The 16799-nt window shown below is 53.8% G+C and carries 21 protein-coding genes, 1 tRNA gene and 2 pseudogenes; 19 read left to right on the forward strand and 5 right to left on the reverse strand.

The window, feature by feature from the left end:
- The first annotated feature begins 6 nt into the window (after window positions 1-6).
- The 9 genes and pseudogenes from AC9UG7_RS07440 to AC9UG7_RS07480 all read left to right on the forward strand — a co-directional run.
- Window positions 7-600 (forward strand): SPOR domain-containing protein, encoded by a 594-nt coding sequence (locus AC9UG7_RS07440; RefSeq protein WP_509586153.1) that lies wholly within the window; start codon window positions 7-9, stop codon window positions 598-600.
- A gap of 17 nt (window positions 601-617) precedes the next feature.
- Window positions 618-1271 carry a thiol:disulfide interchange protein DsbA/DsbL gene (locus tag AC9UG7_RS07445; protein ID WP_509586155.1) on the forward strand — a complete coding sequence of 218 codons (654 nt, stop codon included), beginning with the start codon at window positions 618-620 and terminating at the stop codon, window positions 1269-1271.
- A 61-nt stretch (window positions 1272-1332) separates the two neighbouring features.
- A complete protein-coding gene (gene lptA, locus AC9UG7_RS07450; RefSeq protein WP_509586157.1) occupies window positions 1333-1881 on the forward strand; it encodes a lipopolysaccharide transport periplasmic protein LptA in 549 nt (182 codons plus the stop codon).
- Window positions 1881-2645, forward strand: a complete 765-nt coding sequence (lptB, locus tag AC9UG7_RS07455; RefSeq protein ID WP_509586159.1) for an LPS export ABC transporter ATP-binding protein — start codon at window positions 1881-1883, stop codon at window positions 2643-2645. Before lptA ends, lptB begins: the two co-directional genes overlap by 1 nt.
- A gap of 15 nt (window positions 2646-2660) precedes the next feature.
- A complete protein-coding gene (locus AC9UG7_RS07460; RefSeq protein ID WP_509586161.1) occupies window positions 2661-4244 on the forward strand; it encodes an RNA polymerase factor sigma-54 in 1584 nt (527 codons plus the stop codon).
- The gene (locus tag AC9UG7_RS07465) at window positions 4241-5593 is read left to right on the forward strand and encodes a THUMP domain-containing class I SAM-dependent RNA methyltransferase (RefSeq protein ID WP_509586163.1); all 1353 of its coding nucleotides are present in this window, start codon (window positions 4241-4243) and stop codon (window positions 5591-5593) included. The genes AC9UG7_RS07460 and AC9UG7_RS07465 overlap by 4 nt, the downstream gene beginning before the upstream one ends.
- Window positions 5586-6086: a putative toxin-antitoxin system toxin component, PIN family gene (locus AC9UG7_RS07470; protein WP_509586165.1), complete on the forward strand. Its 501-nt coding sequence runs from the start codon at window positions 5586-5588 to the stop codon at window positions 6084-6086. Before AC9UG7_RS07465 ends, AC9UG7_RS07470 begins: the two co-directional genes overlap by 8 nt.
- A 34-nt stretch (window positions 6087-6120) precedes the next feature.
- A pseudogene (locus AC9UG7_RS07475) lies at window positions 6121-6384 on the forward strand (4a-hydroxytetrahydrobiopterin dehydratase); the annotation flags it as partial.
- Between the two features lie 90 nt (window positions 6385-6474).
- Window positions 6475-6831 (forward strand): annotated as a pseudogene (locus AC9UG7_RS07480) (nuclear transport factor 2 family protein); the annotation flags it as partial.
- A gap of 69 nt (window positions 6832-6900) precedes the next feature.
- On the opposite strand, the gene AC9UG7_RS07485 reads toward AC9UG7_RS07480, so the two are convergent.
- The 4 genes from AC9UG7_RS07485 to apaG are packed head-to-tail and all read right to left on the reverse strand — an operon-like array spanning window position 6901 to window position 9298.
- On the reverse strand, window positions 6901-7419 hold the full coding sequence (locus tag AC9UG7_RS07485; protein ID WP_509586167.1) for a CinA family protein: 519 nt from the start codon (window positions 7417-7419) through the stop codon (window positions 6901-6903).
- Window positions 7416-7925 (reverse strand): phosphatidylglycerophosphatase A family protein, encoded by a 510-nt coding sequence (locus AC9UG7_RS07490; protein ID WP_509586169.1) that lies wholly within the window; start codon window positions 7923-7925, stop codon window positions 7416-7418. Before AC9UG7_RS07490 ends, AC9UG7_RS07485 begins: the two co-directional genes overlap by 4 nt.
- A gap of 12 nt (window positions 7926-7937) precedes the next feature.
- Window positions 7938-8900: a thiamine-phosphate kinase gene (gene thiL / locus AC9UG7_RS07495; protein ID WP_509586171.1), complete on the reverse strand. Its 963-nt coding sequence runs from the start codon at window positions 8898-8900 to the stop codon at window positions 7938-7940.
- A 5-nt stretch (window positions 8901-8905) separates the two neighbouring features.
- Window positions 8906-9298, reverse strand: a complete 393-nt coding sequence (gene apaG, locus AC9UG7_RS07500) for a Co2+/Mg2+ efflux facilitator ApaG/CorD (protein ID WP_509586173.1) — start codon at window positions 9296-9298, stop codon at window positions 8906-8908.
- A gap of 61 nt (window positions 9299-9359) precedes the next feature.
- Here apaG and rpe point away from each other — a divergent pair, with 61 nt between their 5' ends.
- The 10 genes from rpe to AC9UG7_RS07550 all read left to right on the forward strand — a co-directional run bounded on the left by rpe (window position 9360) and on the right by AC9UG7_RS07550 (window position 16495).
- On the forward strand, window positions 9360-10040 hold the full coding sequence (gene rpe / locus AC9UG7_RS07505; RefSeq protein ID WP_509586175.1) for a ribulose-phosphate 3-epimerase: 681 nt from the start codon (window positions 9360-9362) through the stop codon (window positions 10038-10040).
- Window positions 10041-10058: 18 nt separating this feature from the next.
- Entirely contained in the window at window positions 10059-10550 is a 492-nt protein-coding gene (locus AC9UG7_RS07510) for an Lcl C-terminal domain-containing protein (RefSeq protein ID WP_509586177.1), read from the forward strand.
- Between the two features lie 9 nt (window positions 10551-10559).
- Window positions 10560-11279: a phosphoglycolate phosphatase gene (gene gph / locus AC9UG7_RS07515; RefSeq protein ID WP_509586179.1), complete on the forward strand. Its 720-nt coding sequence runs from the start codon at window positions 10560-10562 to the stop codon at window positions 11277-11279.
- A gap of 220 nt (window positions 11280-11499) precedes the next feature.
- Entirely contained in the window at window positions 11500-12999 is a 1500-nt protein-coding gene (gene trpE / locus AC9UG7_RS07520) for an anthranilate synthase component I (protein WP_509586181.1), read from the forward strand.
- A complete protein-coding gene (locus AC9UG7_RS07525; protein WP_509586183.1) occupies window positions 12996-13568 on the forward strand; it encodes an aminodeoxychorismate/anthranilate synthase component II in 573 nt (190 codons plus the stop codon). Before trpE ends, AC9UG7_RS07525 begins: the two co-directional genes overlap by 4 nt.
- Window positions 13565-13699 (forward strand): hypothetical protein, encoded by a 135-nt coding sequence (locus AC9UG7_RS07530; RefSeq protein WP_509586185.1) that lies wholly within the window; start codon window positions 13565-13567, stop codon window positions 13697-13699. Before AC9UG7_RS07525 ends, AC9UG7_RS07530 begins: the two co-directional genes overlap by 4 nt.
- Window positions 13696-14718, forward strand: coding sequence for an anthranilate phosphoribosyltransferase (trpD, locus tag AC9UG7_RS07535; protein ID WP_509586187.1), 1023 nt, complete (start codon window positions 13696-13698; stop codon window positions 14716-14718). Before AC9UG7_RS07530 ends, trpD begins: the two co-directional genes overlap by 4 nt.
- A gap of 26 nt (window positions 14719-14744) precedes the next feature.
- Complete coding sequence (gene trpC / locus AC9UG7_RS07540; protein WP_509586189.1) at window positions 14745-15548, forward strand: indole-3-glycerol phosphate synthase TrpC; 804 nt, start codon at window positions 14745-14747, stop codon at window positions 15546-15548.
- Between the two features lie 4 nt (window positions 15549-15552).
- Window positions 15553-16329, forward strand: a complete 777-nt coding sequence (locus AC9UG7_RS07545; protein ID WP_509586191.1) for a uracil-DNA glycosylase — start codon at window positions 15553-15555, stop codon at window positions 16327-16329.
- 79 nt (window positions 16330-16408) lie between these two features.
- Window positions 16409-16495 (forward strand) — tRNA-Tyr (locus tag AC9UG7_RS07550).
- Between the two features lie 65 nt (window positions 16496-16560).
- Here AC9UG7_RS07550 and AC9UG7_RS07555 read toward each other — a convergent pair.
- A partial coding sequence (locus tag AC9UG7_RS07555) for a tripartite tricarboxylate transporter substrate-binding protein (protein WP_509586193.1) occupies window positions 16561-16799 on the reverse strand: 239 nt, incomplete at its 5' end.

The following is a 16799-nucleotide window of genomic DNA, read 5'->3' on the forward strand; positions in this document are numbered from 1 at the left end:
CATCACATGGGACATTTTTTCTTGCAGCGCGGCAACACTTTGGTGGGTTTTATTTTGGGCTTGGTCGTCGGGCTGACGGTAGCGCTGGGCGTGGCGGTTTACGTCACCAAGGTGCCGATTCCGTTTTTGAACAAAGGGCTGACGCGCAATGCCGAACAAGATGCGGCAGAGGAAAAGAAAAACAAAGACTGGGATCCGAACGCTCCTTTGTACGGCAAGAACCCTGGCGCCAATACGCCTTCAGAAACAATCAAACTTGGCAAGCCAGGTGAAGTGGCAGCGCCAGCGCCAACGGCGCCAAGCGCCTCCACCTCGGAGGATCCCTTGGGCGAATTGGCAGCCAGCAAAGCGCAACAAGCCGATGCGTTTCAGTACTTGGTGCAAGTGGGCGCCTTTCTCAACAGCGCTGAGGCTGACAGCCAACGCATCAAACTGGCACTCGCCGGTTTTGAGCCTGTGATTTCACAGCGCGATCAAGATGGCAAAGTGATTTACCGCGTGCGTGTCGGTCCCTACGACAGCAAGTCGCAGGCAGAACAAATTCAAGCGCAATTGAAAACAAATAAATTCGAATCCGCATTGATTCGCGTGCAACGTTGAACCAGAAAGGTATTGTCATGAAACGCCGTCAATTCACATCTCTTGGTAGCACTGCGTTGGCAAGTGCCTTGTTAAGCTATTGGCCCGCGTCACAGGCTCAGCCAACAGCCTTCAAAGCCGGAACCGATTACTTGGCGTTGTCCAAGACACTCCCCAGTGAATCTGCCAAAGGCAAGATTGAGGTGCTGGAGTTTTTTTGGTACAACTGCCCGCATTGCAATGCGTTCGAACCCACGCTTAGTGCATGGAGTAAAAAATTACCCAAGGATGTCGAATTGCGTCGCGTACCGGTGCGTTTCAGAGAGACCTTTGAACCACAGCAACGCGCTTACTACGTGCTTGAAGCGCTGGGCAAAGTGGAAGAATTACATGCCAAGATGTTCGCCGCTATTCATATTGAAAAACAAACCCTTGAAAAGCAAGATGCACTGGTTGCATGGGCGGAAAAAAATGGCATACCCGCTGCCAAATTCACCGGGTTGTTCAATTCGTTCTCTGTCGTCAGCAAGGCCCGTCGTGCGGCGCAACTGCAAGAACAGTTCAAGGTGGAGGGCGTACCCGCGCTCGGCATAGGTGGACGTTTTTATGTGGATGGCAGTTTGTCCGGCAGCATGGAGCGGGCTTTGCAGATCACTGACTTTTTGGTCAACGAGATTCGCAAGGGGCGCTGATTAAGCGGCTGGTTTATACCCCTACAATGCGAGGATTGTTCACTACAGCAATTTTCGTGCCTTGAAAACCCTAGCCCTCATTCTCAGCCTGTTCGTACTCACGCCTTCATTGGCCATGGCTGAGGCAGCCGATCGAAAAAAACCGATGAATGTGGAAGCGGATTCATTGGACCATGACGAGCTCAAACAGGTCAGCATTTTCACGGGCAAAGTTTTGGCCACCAAAGGCACCATCACCATGCGCGGCCACCGTATTGAAGTCCGCCAAGATCCTGATGGTTACCAGTATGGTGTGATCAAACCCTTGGCGGGTCAGCGCAGTTTTTTTCGCCAAAAGCGTGAAGGTGTAGATGAGTGGATTGAAGGCGAGGGTGAGTCGATTGAATACGATGGCAAGGCAGACAAGGTGGTTTTGCTGGGTCGTGCTGACTTCAGACGTTACCGTGGCACGGTGCTGAGTGATCAGATGACAGGGCAACGGATTGTGTATGAAAACTTGACCGACCAGTTCACTGTAGACGGCAAGGTGGGGGGCAACAAACCTGGCAATGGCACGGGCCGTATCCGTGCCGTGTTGTCTCCCAAGCCAAGTGACGAGGCCGCCAAATAATGGCCCTCACCGCAGCCGCCACCGCTGACGGTTTGCAGGTGCAGCATTTGCAAAAATCCTATGTGGGTCGCCGCGTGGTCCAAGATGTGTCGATTTCGGTCAACAAGGGCGAAGTGGTGGGTTTGTTAGGCCCTAATGGCGCGGGAAAAACCACTTCTTTTTACATGATTGTCGGGCTGGTGCGGGCTGACGGCGGCACGATTTCTATTGACGGCGTCCCTGTTGAGCATTTACCCATTCACCTGAGAGCGCGCATGGGCCTGAGTTACCTGCCGCAGGAGGCTTCCATCTTTCGCAAACTCAATGTCGCCGACAACGTGCGTGCTGTGCTTGAATTACAAACCGATGGCAACGGCAAATCCTTGAGCAAAACTGAGATTGAGCAACGTTTAACGGGTTTATTGCAGGAACTGCGCATCGAGCACTTGCGTGAATCTGCGGCGCTGGCTCTCTCTGGTGGCGAACGTCGCCGTGTAGAAATTGCCCGCGCCTTGGCTACTCAACCGCGTTATATCTTGCTGGATGAGCCATTTGCCGGCATTGACCCGATTGCCGTGCTTGAAATTCAGCGCATCATTGGTTTTCTCAAGGCCAAAGGCATTGGTGTGTTGATCACCGACCACAATGTGCGTGAAACCCTGGGCATTTGCGACCATGCGTCCATCATCAGCGAGGGTCGGGTGTTGGCCGAAGGCAAGCCGCAGGACATTATTCATAACCCAGAGGTACGGCGGGTGTACCTGGGTGAAAATTTCCGCATGTAAGGCACGGAACGCAGCATGAAGCAAGGCCTCTCACTGCGCGTCTCGCAACACCTGGCACTCACGCCTCAGTTACAGCAGTCGATCCGTTTGTTGCAACTCTCCACCTTGGAGTTGAGTCAGGAAATTGAACAAATGCTGGACGACAACCCGTTTCTTGAAAAAGAAATGGAAGACCTCGCGCCGCGTGAAGACTTCGGGCTGGCGCAGGAAGACGCCATAGCAACCCCGTCTGAATCAGAAGCTGATAACGACGTTTGGGAAGGCCCGATGGATCGCGTCAGTGAGGTGCGGGTGGAGACTGCCAGTGAAGCCTCGGATGCGCCGTTGGATGCGGCTGGTGTGGCTGAAAGTTGGGACGGAGACGGCAGCGTCGAGTTTTCGCCGGATGACAGCGAGTGGGGAGGCGACGCACCGGCGAGCAATAACAATAACAACAACGATGAAAAAGCGCAGGCCACCGAATTGGCACGTAACCAGGAGTCCCTCACCGCATATTTGCACCGTCAAGCCTTGTCCCTGCGATTAGATGACACGGATCGCGCTGCCTTGCGTTTTCTGATCGAGTCCCTCAATGATGATGGTTATCTGGAAGACAGCTTTCAAACGCTGGCTGAAAGTCTGGCGGGCGACGATATCGAACAATGTGAAGAGCTGGTGCATCGCTTTCATGTGGCCTTGGGTTTGTTGCAAAGCTTGGAGCCCACGGGCGTGGGTGCGCGAGATTTGGGCGAGTGTTTGCGCTTGCAACTGCAAGTCATACCTGCGGATACTGAAGAACGAGCGCACGTGCGCGCGTGTGCTCTGTCCATTTGTAAACAGCCGTTGGAGTTGCTGGCAAAGCGCGATGTCAAACGCTTGGTGATGGCTATTGGGGCCAGCGAGTTGGAGGTCAAGACGGCCATGGCGCTGATTGCACGCCTAGAGCCCAAGCCCGGACGTCGCTTTGTCGATGTGGAGCGTAATGTGGTGGTGCCTGATGTGCTGGTCACTGCCAGCGGATTAGACAAGCAGGGACTGCCTCAATTTCGCGCCATGCTCAACCCAGAGGTGATGCCGCGCCTGAAGGTGAACGACATTTACGCCAATGCCCTCAAAGGCAGCAAGGGCGACAGCCACGCCGGATTGCAACAACGCTTGCAAGAAGCGCGTTGGATGATCAAAAACATCCAGCAACGTTTTGAAACGATTTTGCGCGTGAGCAATGCCATCACGCAGCGACAAAAAAGTTTTTTCATTCATGGCGAACTCGCCATGAAGCCCATGGTGTTGCGTGAAATTGCAGAAGAGCTGGGTTTGCACGAATCCACCATCAGCCGCGTCACCACAGCCAAGTACATGCACACGCCCTACGGCACCTTTGAATTGAAATATTTTTTCGGCTCGGGGCTGGGCACGGACAGCGGCAACAATGCGTCAAGCACGGCGGTGCGCGCACTCATCAAACAATTGATCGCCAGCGAAAACCCGAAAAAACCCTTGTCGGACAACCAACTCTCTGACATGCTCAAGGAGCAAGGCATCGATTGCGCGCGTCGCACGGTGGCCAAATACCGAGAAGCTTTGCGCATAGCGCCTACCAACCTGCGAAAAACGCTGTGAATGCATTGAACCTGTTTGTCCCCTGCGCCGCCGGGGTGGAGGCTTATCTGGCTGCCGAAGTGGCACACATCACGGGTTTGCCGCCAACTGCCATGCAAACCCTCAGAGGCGGTGTGCAATTGCAAGCGTCATGGCGCGACGCGTTGCTTTTAAATTTACACAGCCGCTTGGGCATGCGGGTGTTGATACAACTGGCCAATGCACCTTACCTGAGCGAGCAAGATATTTACAACGCTGCCGCCAACGTTGCATGGGAAATGTGGTTCACGCCGCGTGAGAGTTTTCGCATTGATTTCACCGCGCAACACAGCCCGCTCAAGAGCTTGAACTTTGCCGCACTGCGAGTCAAGGATGCGGTGGCAGACCGGTTCCGCGACAAAGCGGGCGTGCGACCGGATGTTGACACGCAGCGACCGGCGGTGCGCATACATCTGCACTTGAGCGAAAAAACCCAAAGCATTTACCTAGACACCAGCGGTGAGCCCTTGTTCAAACGTGGCTGGCGCGAAGACAAGGGGGACGCGCCGCTCAAAGAAACCTTGGCGGCCGCCATGTTGGCGGCCAGTGCATGGAGCATGCCGCCGGTGTATGCGCCCGGTGAAACACGGCCTGCGCAAATCCCGCTGGCAGGTGTCGAGCAAGGTTTGGCTTTGTATGACCCATGCTGTGGCAGTGGCACCATCGCTATTGAAGCCGCGCAAATCGCTTGCCGCATCGCTGCGGGTGCACACAGGCGCTTTGGTTTTGAGCGTTTGCGTATGTTTGATGCCCATGTGTGGCAGCAACTTAAAGAACAGGCGGCGGCAATGCAATGTGCGCCGCGAGCACCGGTGTTTGCCAGTGACGTGGCTTTTCGCATGGTTGATTTCGCCAAACGCAATGCCGAGCGTGCCGGCGTGGCGCATGTCATTGAATTACGAGGTGGCGACGCTTTGCAACGCATGCCGCCCGGTCACACGCCAGGCATCATGTTGGTGAATCCACCTTACGGAGAACGCATAGAGACCGCTGGTGTAGCGGGCAGTTCCAAGCGTGGCTTTCGTGCTGATCACTCGCCCTCTTTCGATGATGACGCAGACCCAGGCGCAAACCCCAAAACCGGCAGAGAAACGGGGCAAGTGCAAGACGGCGGCGACTTTTTCACTCAGTTGGCCAGCCATTGGAAGAAAAATTATGCGGGTTGGCGCGCCTGGGTGTTGACGCCAGATTTGAAATTGCCTGGGCGCATGCGTTTGAAAGAATCACGCAAAGTGCCGATGTGGAACGGTCCCATCGAATGCCGAATGTTTCGCTTTGAATTACAAGCGGGATCGATGCGATCTGAAACGCCTGTGTCTGGCCGTGAATGAGGGTCTGTTGGCTTTGTCGGTCATGACCTTGGAGCGACAAGATAGAAATCCAGATGCCATGAAGCCAGACAATACCGATCCTCCCAAGGTGGTACTTGACACCAATATCTTGTTGGATCTGTGGATTTACCAAGACCCTGCTACCACTGCGTTGCTGAATGCGTTGCAAGAAGGCCGTATACATTGGGTAGCCACGTTGAGCATGCGAGAAGAACTCTGCCGTGTGTTGACATACCCGCACATCACCGAGCGCCGACTGCGTCAACACATCACTGTGGAAGCTGTGATGGCGCAATTTGATAAATATGCACATATCCAATCGATGGCTGTGCGTGCCCCTTATGTTTGCAAAGACCCAGATGATCAAAAATTTATAGATCTTGCGGTGGTACATCAAGCCTTGTTACTGAGCAAGGACAAACAAGTGCTGCGATTGACCAACCGCTTGGCCAGATTGTCGGTGACTGTGTCTCAGCAACTACACTCTCATTAGTCATTTCATAAGCGGAGAAGCTATGTCATTGCGAATGACAGACGATCAGATCAGTCAAGCCTTGTTGCTATTGAATGCAAGCGCATCTGTGAAATGGCGTATTCACGATAAGAAACTGCAAGCTGACTTCAAGTTTGCCGACTTCCATCAAGCTTTCGAATTCATGACCGCTGTGGCGCAGGTAGCGCAACAGATGAACCACCATCCTGAATGGATGAATGTGTACGACCGCTTGACGGTGCAACTGACCACGCATGATGCAGGCGGTTTAACGCTGCTGGACTTTCAATTGGCGCGGGCCATGGCTGATTTGCGTCAAGTGTTGCTTCACCCAGAAAGTCGCGCCGTACAAACAGCAAACACGCCGTTGCCAGACGCATTGCGTGCATGGGTACAAGCCTTTAACAGCGCTGATTTGAACGCCATGCGTCATTGTTATGCGAATGACGCTGTGTTGTGGGGCACTTACGCCACGCAATCGATTGAGGGTCGGCATGGGGTCTGCGGTTATTTTCAACAAGTATTTGATTCTGGCCGCCAAGTTCAAGTGCATGTGTTGTCGCACCAAATCCGCCATGACATCGGCATGCAAATAGGGATTGGCAGTTGCCGTTTTGTGTCGCAAGAAAATGCTGTGGAGGTCAGCGCCGAGGCACGCTTTACTTTTGTGTGGCGGTCTGTGGCTGGCATTGACCAGATCGTGTCGCACCATTCATCTGTGATGCCTGTGCCAAAGATCACTTGACCCAGTCTAGCGATAGCGCATGACCATCATCAAGCCGGTAACAATGGTTTCTGATGAACGAGACAGCGGTCAACCACGGTGATTGAGTAAAGCCAGTAGACGCTCAACGGCATGCGCATGTGTGGCCCCGCGGACGGTTGCACGGTCACCCTCGAAATGGCAGGTTTCAACTTTGACCCAAGCGGTTTCAGCCCCCAGCGTTGGACCGTTGTCGCTGGGCAACGCCCAGGCAAAACACACGGTTCCCACGGGCTTGGCGCGGCTGCCGCCGCTAGGTCCTGCAATACCGGTGACGGCCAAAGCCACTTGCGCTTTGCTGTGATTCAACGCGCCCAGTACCATGGCCTGCGCCACTGTTTCACTGACCGCTCCGTGCAAGTCGATCAATGCAAAAGGAACACCTAGCAATTCATGTTTGGCGTCATTGCTGTAACTCACAAAGCCGCGTTCAAACCATTGGCTCGAACCGGCAAGCGCAGTGCAACCAGCGCTGATCATGCCGCCCGTGCAGCTTTCAGCCGTGGCCAACATCCAACCGCGTTGCAACAAAATAGCTGAAAGTCTTTCTGTGTTTTCAGTCACGTTCATCTGGTGGCCTGCCATAGAGAAATAAACAACAGCGTGCAAAACGCTGCCACGATATCGTCAAACATGATGCCAAAACCACCACGCCAACCCAGGCCGTGGAAATGGCGGTCTGCCCAGCCTACCGGTCCGGGTTTGAGCGCATCCAACAAGCGAAACAACACAAAGGCCACCAACTGCCCGGCCAATCCCACTGGCATCCATAGCCACAACACCATCCAAAAAGCGACTATTTCATCCCATACTATGGCGCTGGGGTCTTGCACTTGCATATGTTCTGCTGTCAGGGTGCAGGCCCACCAACCGATAGGCAGAGAAACAGCGATCAAATACCCCATCTCTGCCGTGGTTAACCACACACTCAACAAACCATACGCAGCCCATGCCCACAACGTGCCTACCGTGCCTGGCGCTCGAGGGCTCAGGCCAGCCCCAAAACCCATGGCTAACACATGGGCTGGGTGTGACCACATGAAACGGGCCGCATGGCCTTGGGTATCAAATGACATGGAGATGCATCTTTACAAAAAATGGTCAAACGAAGCAAACCGTCGCGACAGTGGCAGACCGTTTGCATCCAGCACCTGCAGTCCACTGCCACTGGTGATGCGGCCCACGCAAGTGACACTGATGTCGCAGTCGTTTGCAGCCTCTTGTACCGCTTGCGCTTGGTCAGGGGAGGCGGTGAAAAGCAATTCGTAGTCATCTCCACCAGACAAAGCCATGTCCAAGCGTTTGGCAAAAGGCAGGGCTTGCATGGCTGCAGTGATGGCGGCGCTGTCCTGTACCCAGTCTGTGGTTAAAACTGCGCCGACCTGAGACGCTTTAAGTATCTGGCCTAAATCGCCTACCACCCCGTCACTGACATCGATACATGCATTGGCGATGCCGCGTAAGGCCATGCCTAGGGCCACGCGCGGCTGGGGTTGCTCTAAGCGCCGCCTGACTGATTCGAAGTCTGCGCTGGAAAGAGACACATTACCGCGAAATATCTCCAGCGCCAACCTGGCGTCACCTACCGTGCCGCTGATGTAAATGTCGTCCCCTGCTTGGGCTGCGCTTCGCAACAATGCATCGCCTGGTGGCAATTCGCCAAACACGGTGATGCAAATAGTTAAGCAACCTTGGGTGGTGTCGCCGCCGATTAACTCACACTGGTACTCGTCAGCCAAAGCCATCATGCCGTCAGAAAAACCTTTGAGCCAGCTCTCGTCAACCCTTGGCAATGCCAGCGCAAGTGTGAACGCCAAAGGTTTGGCGCCGCTGGCAGCCATGTCACTTAAATTGACAGCCAAGGCCTTGTGGCCTAAGCGCTGGGGTGCAACTGTGCTGAGGAAATGACGGCCTTCGATCAGCATGTCCGACGACACTGCGAGCTGCATGCCGGCTTGCGGTTGCCATAAAGCGCAATCGTCGCCGACTCCCAGCACCGCCCGTCTGGTCGGACGGGTGAAATAGCGGGCAATCAGATCAAATTCACCCATGCTGTTTAATGCATACGCCGCTTGCTGCCGGAGTCGCTCAAAGCGTCCAACACAAACATGGGGATATCGACATCGAATTTTTCGCCATCGACAGCGACGCAAAAATAACTGCCGTGCATAGTGCCAGTAGGTGTACGCAAGCGGGTGCCGCTGGTGTATTCAAAGCTCTCGCCCGGTTGCAACAGAGGTTGGTGTCCGACCACGCCCAAGCCTTTGACTTTTTCGTGCATACCTTCAGCATCGTTGATATGCCATGTGCGGGAGATGACTTGGGCGCCTATATCACCGTGGTTAACTATATTCACGGTGTAGGCAAATGCAAACAAACCGTCGTCCGGACTGGATTGCTCGGGCAGGTAATGTGGCGTGACTTCCACGCTGAGTTTGTAGTTAGCCATGGGGTGAGGGAGAATCAGTCAGAATAAAGGGGAAATGCCGATTCTCACACCATAATCACCCATGACTACCACCTACCGCATCGCCCCATCCATTTTGTCCGCCGATTTCGCCCGCCTGGGCGAGGAGGTGAAAAACGTTGTCGCCGCCGGTGCCGACTGGATTCACTTTGACGTCATGGACAACCACTATGTGCCCAATTTGACTTTCGGCCCTATGGTGTGCCAGGCGCTCAAGCCGCATGCCAAAACGCCTGCAGGTGTTGCCGTCCCTATTGATGTGCATTTGATGGTGCAACCGGTGGACGCATTGGCGGCGGCTTTTGCCCAAGCCGGCGCTGACTTGATCAGCTTTCACCCCGACGCTTCTAGCCACGCCCACCGCAGCGTACAAGCCATCAAGGCGGCCGGTTGTCAGGCCGGCGTGGTGTTCAATCCAGCCGAACCTTTGGATGTGCTGGACTGGCTGATAGATGACATTGATTTGATCTTGATCATGAGTGTCAACCCCGGCTTTGGCGGGCAAAGTTTCATCGATTCTGCTTTGCGTAAAGTCGAGCATGCTGCCAAACGCATACAGGCCAGTGGACGCGACATCCGTTTAGAGGTTGACGGCGGCATCAAGCCCGACAATATCCGTTCTGTTGCCGATGCCGGTGCAGACACGTTTGTGGCTGGCAGTGCTATTTTTGGCAAGCCGGATTACAAAGCGGTGATCGATCAGATGCGCCAAGCGCTGGCTTAATTTTTTTGAAATGCATAAATGAAATACACCACCTCGTTATTTTGTGTCGCTGCCAGTCTGCTGGCTGCCAGCGTCAGTCATGCGGCTTGTTTTGCGGATTCACCGCTGACCAAACCGGACAGCCGTTACGAAGCTGCCAATGCCAATGGCACTGAAGTCAAAGACAAAGAAACCGGCTTGGTCTGGCAGCGTTGTGTGGTGGGTATGCAGTGGAATGGCACGGCCTGCACAGGGGCTGCGACTGCCCAAGACTGGTTCACTGCCACCAAGTCTGCCAGCGAAGCCAAATGGCGCTTACCTACCCAAGCAGAGCTGGAAGGTTTGAGTGAAAAAAGCTGCTCGGACCCGGCCTTGAACCAGACTTGGTTTGGCTCTCCTCCTTTTGGCTGGGTATGGACATCCACCGATATGGGCAGCCCTGATGGTGCGGTAGTGGTCCATTCAGGGAGCTCTTTGATTGCCAATTTGATCAAAAAAATTCCTTTGTTTGTCAGACGTGTGAAATCTTAAATTTTTCTTATGACTGCCCACTTACCTCCGTTTACGTTCGGCGATATACAGGCCGTGATGATTGATCTTGACGGCACCATGGTCGACACCATGGGCGACTTTGAAGCCGCGCTCAATTTGTGCTTGAGCGATCTCGATTTGCCCAAGGTGTCGCCTGCGGTGGTGAATATTGCGGTGGGCAAAGGCTCCGAGCATTTGATTCGCACAGTTTTGCGTCATCAACTTGATTTGCCCGAGGTCAAAGCCTCAGGCATGGTGTGTGACAACACCGGTGTTGAGAATTTATTTGAACCTGCTTTTGCTCGCTACCAACACCACTACGAAAAAGTCAACGGCAAGTTCGCAGATGTGTATGCAGGCGTGTTGCCCGGTCTGCAGCAATTGCAAGCACGCGGCTTAAAGATGGCTTGTTTGACCAATAAACCGACGGCGTTTGCCAAAGTTCTGCTGGCCGACAAAGGGCTGGCTGGTTTTTTCAGCCATGTCTATGGCGGCGATACTTTCCCGCGCAAAAAACCCGACCCTATGCCACTGCTGGAAACCTGCAAGGCTTTGGGCACTTTGCCTGCGCATACTTTGATGCTAGGTGATTCGCAAAACGACGCTCTCGCTGCGCGCGCAGCGCAGTGCCCTGTGGTGCTGGTCACTTACGGGTACAACCATGGTGAGCCGATACACGGGGTAGATTGCGATGGGTTTGTGGACAGTATGGCTGAGCTGCAAGTCTGATCGATGGCTTGACTTGGCTTTTGTTACACTTTTAACTATGTTTACTCATCTTCCTATTCTCACAGGGTCTAATGACCGGGGAGCTTGGCCTTGGCGTCGCCCGTCTTGTATGGCGTAACCTGGCTTGATTGAGTTGTTACGCCTCCTCTGAAGCCAGGGTATTCAACCCTCTTTTTTCTTTTTTTGCCCTTCTCAAAGGGCTGAGCTGTGGAGGCTCCCAGTGATCTCTGAAATTGAATTCAACCAGTTGTTGACGCAAGGCTATAACCGGATTCCCTTGATGGCCGAGGCTTTTGCCGATCTCGAAACGCCGTTGTCGCTGTACTTGAAGCTGGCGTTCACCAAGGACAGTGGCAAATACAGTTTTTTACTTGAATCTGTGGTGGGCGGCGAGCGTTTTGGTCGCTATAGCTTCATTGGTTTACCCGCGCGTACTTTTCTCCGGTCCCAAGGATTCGGTGATCAGGCATACACCGAAGTCGTCACTGATGGTGTGGTTGTCGAGACCAACCAAGGCAATCCCTTGGACTTCATCGAAGCCTACCAACAGCGCTTCAAAGTGGCTTTACGTCCGGGCATGCCACGTTTTTGTGGTGGTTTGGCTGGGTACTTCGGCTACGACACAGTGCGTCATATCGAGAAAAAACTTCAGCATTCCTGTCCGCCGGATACCTTGGGATGCCCCGATATTTTGTTGCTACAAACCGAGGAACTGGCGGTCATTGATAACTTGTCGGGCAAATTGTCATTGCTGGTCTATGTAGACCCCGGCCAACCACAAGCCTATGCGCGGGGTTTGCAGCGTTTGCAGCAATTGAAAGAGCAACTTAAACATTCTGTACTGACACCTGAGATTCAGGCAACAGAGCGTCAAGAGGCTGAACGTGAATTTCATAAAGCCGATTACATACGTGCAGTTGAACGCGCCAAGGCATTGATTGAGGCGGGTGATTTCATGCAGGTGCAAGTAGGGCAGCGTATCCAAAAGAAGTTTTCTCAGAGCCCTTTGTCTCTATACCGTGCATTGCGCTCACTCAATCCGAGTCCGTATATGTATTTCTACAACATGGGGGATTTCCAAGTCGTGGGTGCATCGCCAGAAATATTGGTGCGCCAAGAAACCACGCCCGCAGGCAACAAAGTCACCATCAGGCCTTTGGCAGGAACACGGCCACGCGGCGCGACCCCCGAGCAAGACATTGCTACTGAGCATGAGCTCATCAACGACCCCAAGGAACGTGCTGAGCATGTGATGTTGATTGACTTGGCACGCAACGACATAGGGCGAATTGCGAAAACCGGCAGCGTCAAAGTGACCGAGGCTTTTGCCGTCGAACGCTACAGCCATGTGATGCATATCGTGAGCAATGTCGAAGGCTTACTCACAGATGGAATGAGCAGCATGGATGTATTGCGAGCGACTTTTCCTGCTGGCACACTGACAGGGGCGCCCAAAGTACACGCCATGGAATTGATCGATCAACTCGAACCCGTGAAGCGAGGTATTTACGGAGGCGCTTGCGGTTATTTGAGTTTTGCTGGAGACATGGATGTGGCTATTGCTATACGCACCGGCATCATCAAGGACAACACTTTGTACGTGCAAGCGGCAGCCGGTGTGGTGGCGGATTCGGTCCCCGAGATGGAGTGGCTGGAAACCGAGCACAAGGCGCGCGCTTTGTTGCGAGCAAGTGAGCTGGTCGAGGAGGGCTTGGTATGAAGCTCCTGATGATCGATAACTACGACAGTTTCACCTATAACCTGGTGCAGTACTTTGGTGAATTGGGAGCGGCCATAGAAGTTTTTCGCAATGACGAAATCACCATCGCGCAAATATCAGAACTGTCGCCCACACACTTGGTGGTGTCGCCAGGCCCGTGTTCGCCTGCTCAAGCGGGTATCTCGGTTGCTGCGATTCAGCATTTTGCGGGTAAATTGCCCGTTTTAGGCGTGTGTCTGGGGCATCAAAGCATAGGCGCTGCGTTCGGTGGAAATATCGTGCGCGCACAACAATTGATGCATGGAAAAACCAGCGTCATTCATACCACCCAACAAGGTGTGTTCACTGGCTTACCTGAGGCATACACAGTCAACCGTTATCACTCGCTGGCGATTGATCGCACAACATTGCCAAAGGAACTTGAAGTCACTGCTTGGACCGAGGATGGTGAAATCATGGGCGTTAGGCATCGCAGTTTGGCGGTGCAGGGTGTGCAATTTCATCCGGAGTCCATACTCACGGAGCATGGCCACGCCTTGTTAAAAAATTTTTTACACGGTGCGCCTTGAACACCTTAGCCCCACGCAATGACAATTTGGATTCGCTCGCAACCATGCTGCCCGTTTTGCAATCGGCGCATGCTTTGTATATGCTTGAAACAGTGACATTCATCAACAAGATGTTTACGGAGAACGCATGACCATCACTGCCAGCCAAGCTTTACAGCGCACCATAGAGCACCGGGAAATTTTTCACAATGAAATGTTGCATCTCATGCGCATGATCATGCATGGAGAGATTTCGCCTTTGATGACAGCCGCCATACTCACCGGTTTGCGTGTCAAAAAAGAAACCATAGGTGAGATCACGGCGGCCGCACAAGTCATGCGTGAGTTCTCCACCAAGGTAGAAGTGGCGGACAAAACCCATTTGGTCGACATTGTCGGTACGGGCGGTGATGGTTCTCATACCTTCAATATTTCCACCTGTGCCATGTTTGTTGCCGCAGCCGCAGGCGCGCGCGTGAGCAAGCATGGCGGTCGCAGTGTCAGCAGCAAAAGTGGCAGTGCCGATGTGTTGGAAAACCTGGGCGTCAACATCAATTTAAGCCCATCAGCGATTGCCGAATGCATTGCACACACCGGCATTGGATTCATGTTTGCACCCAATCACCACCCTGCCATGAAAAACGTCGCCCCAGTGCGCAAAGAAATCGGTGTACGAACGATTTTCAATATCCTCGGCCCGCTGACCAACCCCGCTTCTGCGCCGAACATTTTGATGGGTGTTTTCCATGCCGATCTGGTTGGCATACAAGTGCGAACCTTGCAAAGACTCAGCGCTGAGCATGCGGTGGTGGTGTATGGGCGCGATGGTATGGATGAGGTCAGTTTAGGTGCGTCCACGCTGGTGGGTGAGTTGAAAAACGGCGAGATCACCGAGTACGAAATTCACCCGGAAGATTTCGGCCTGACCATGGCCAGCCATCGCAGCTTGCGGGTGGAGACAGCAGAGGAATCACGCGATATGCTCAAGGCCGTGTTGAACAATCAACCGGGTCCGGCGCTCGACATCGTTGCCCTGAATGCAGGCGTGGCTTTGTATGCAGCAGATGTTGCACCAACCATGATGGACGGATTGAAGTTGGCGCAGCAAGTGCTTGCCAATGGTTTGGCGAATCAAAAATTAACTCAGTTCATCGAATTCACCCACCGTTAAGACTTGGGTCGATATAAGGAAACGCAGTGAGCGACATACTCAACAAAATAGTAGCCACCAAGCACGAGGAAGTGGCCCTGAGGCTGAAAAAAATACCTTTCGCCGCCATGCGTGCAGATGCAGAAAGCCGTGTCATGACACGTGGCTTTGAAGCTGCTTTGCGTGCCAAGATGGCCCAAGGTCAGGCGGCAGTCATCGCTGAAATCAAGAAGGCCAGCCCTTCCAAAGGTTTGCTGCGCGAAGACTTTATTCCGTCTGACATCGCCCAGAGTTATGCGTATGGTGATGGCAAGCTCAGCGCGGCTTGTTTGTCCGTGCTTACCGACGAAAGTTATTTTCAGGGCAGCACAGATTATTTAAAACAAGCCCGTGCTTCATGCGACTTGCCGGTGTTGCGCAAAGATTTCATGGTGGATCTCTACCAAATCTACGAGTCACGCGCCATGGGCGCAGACTGTGTGCTGTTGATCGCGGCCTGTCTGGATGATGCACAAATGGCTGAGTTTGAGGCCGTGGCCCACAGCTTGGACATGGCGGTGCTGGTGGAGGTGCATGACAGCGCGGAAATGCAGCGTGCGCTCAATCTGAAAACGCCTTTACTCGGGGTGAACAACCGTAATTTGCGAACCTTCGAGGTGTCATTGGACACGACGCTTGATTTGCTCAAAGAGTTGCCCGCCCATCGCCTGCTGATCACTGAGAGTGGTATCGCTACCCAAGCCGATGTGCAGCGCTTGCGCGATGCCGGTGTGCAGGCTTTTCTGGTTGGCGAAGCATTCATGCGAGCAAGCGAACCTGGCGAAGCATTGGCGCAATTGTTTGCCGAATGACCCTATGTATTTACATCACGCGAACCCCAAAGAGTGGGCCGTGCATGCGACTTGGCAACCGTTAGTCAACGCCTTTTGGCAAAGCCCTGATGGCCAGGCATTGCAGGTGTATTTGAGTCAGCGTCTCGAGGCAGGCGCGCGTATTTTCCCGCCTGAGCCCTTGCGCGCGCTGTGGCACACCCCGCTTTCAGGGGTAAGGGTGGTATTGCTGGGACAAGACCCCTACCATGCCGTCGGCCAAGCACAGGGCCTGTCTTTTTCTGTGGCGCAAGGCTTGGCTATTCCGCCCTCTTTGCGCAATATATTCAAAGAAATGCATGCAGACCTTGGCTTGCAACCCCCGATGAGCGGTTCGCTGGTCACATGGGCCGACCGTGGTGTGTTGTTACTCAATACATGTTTGACCGTTGAGGAAGGGCGCCCTGCATCTCATGCTGGACAAGGCTGGGAAGCGTTGACTGATGCCATCATCAGTGCGGTAGCCAAGCAGCCACAGCCAACGGTATTTTTGCTGTGGGGCGCGCATGCGCAGTCAAAACGCCACTTGATTGAAGTCGATGAAGCAATGCAAAAGGAATTTCTGCAAGCAGCGCATTTGGCAAATGCAGGTAAATTCATGCGTTCAGAGGGCGTGGGTAACTCGTTGCTAGAGGCGAACCACCCCTCGCCTTTGTCTGCTTTGCGTGGCCCCAATCCATTCATGGGCTGCAAACATTTCTCTATGGCTCAGGCTTGGTTACGGACGCAAGGCGTTGATTTTCAATGGGATTTGGAAGAATAACGTGGCTTAACAGGCATTTAGGCGCACAGTTGACAGTAAATATTCACGTCTAAACCTGTGCTATAGTCTTTGGCTCGCTGGAGGGGTGCCCGAGTGGCTAAAGGGGGCAGACTGTAAATCTGTTGGCTATACGCCTACGTTGGTTCGAATCCAACCTCCTCCACCAGGATTAGAAGACCGTCAAAAGCCCGGATAGCCTCCGGGCTTTTTTCTTGTCTGCGCAGCCCCGGGTCAGTCGACCTGTGCGCCGGAAAACTTCACCACTTCGGTCCATTTGGTGATCTCGCTGCCGATCAGCCCGGCGAATTGGGCCGCGGTGCCGCCCATCGGGGTATAGCCCATCGCGACCAGCCGGCCGCGAAAATCCGGGTTCGCCAGTGCGGCGTTGATGGCGGCGTTGATCCGGGTCGTGATCTCGCCGGGTGTTCCCTTGGGGGCGAGCAGGCCCATCCAGGTTTCCGACACCAGCT

Origin of the sequence: Limnohabitans sp., from assembly GCF_046052765.1 — a bacterium.
GTDB lineage: Bacteria > Pseudomonadota > Gammaproteobacteria > Burkholderiales > Burkholderiaceae_C > Limnohabitans.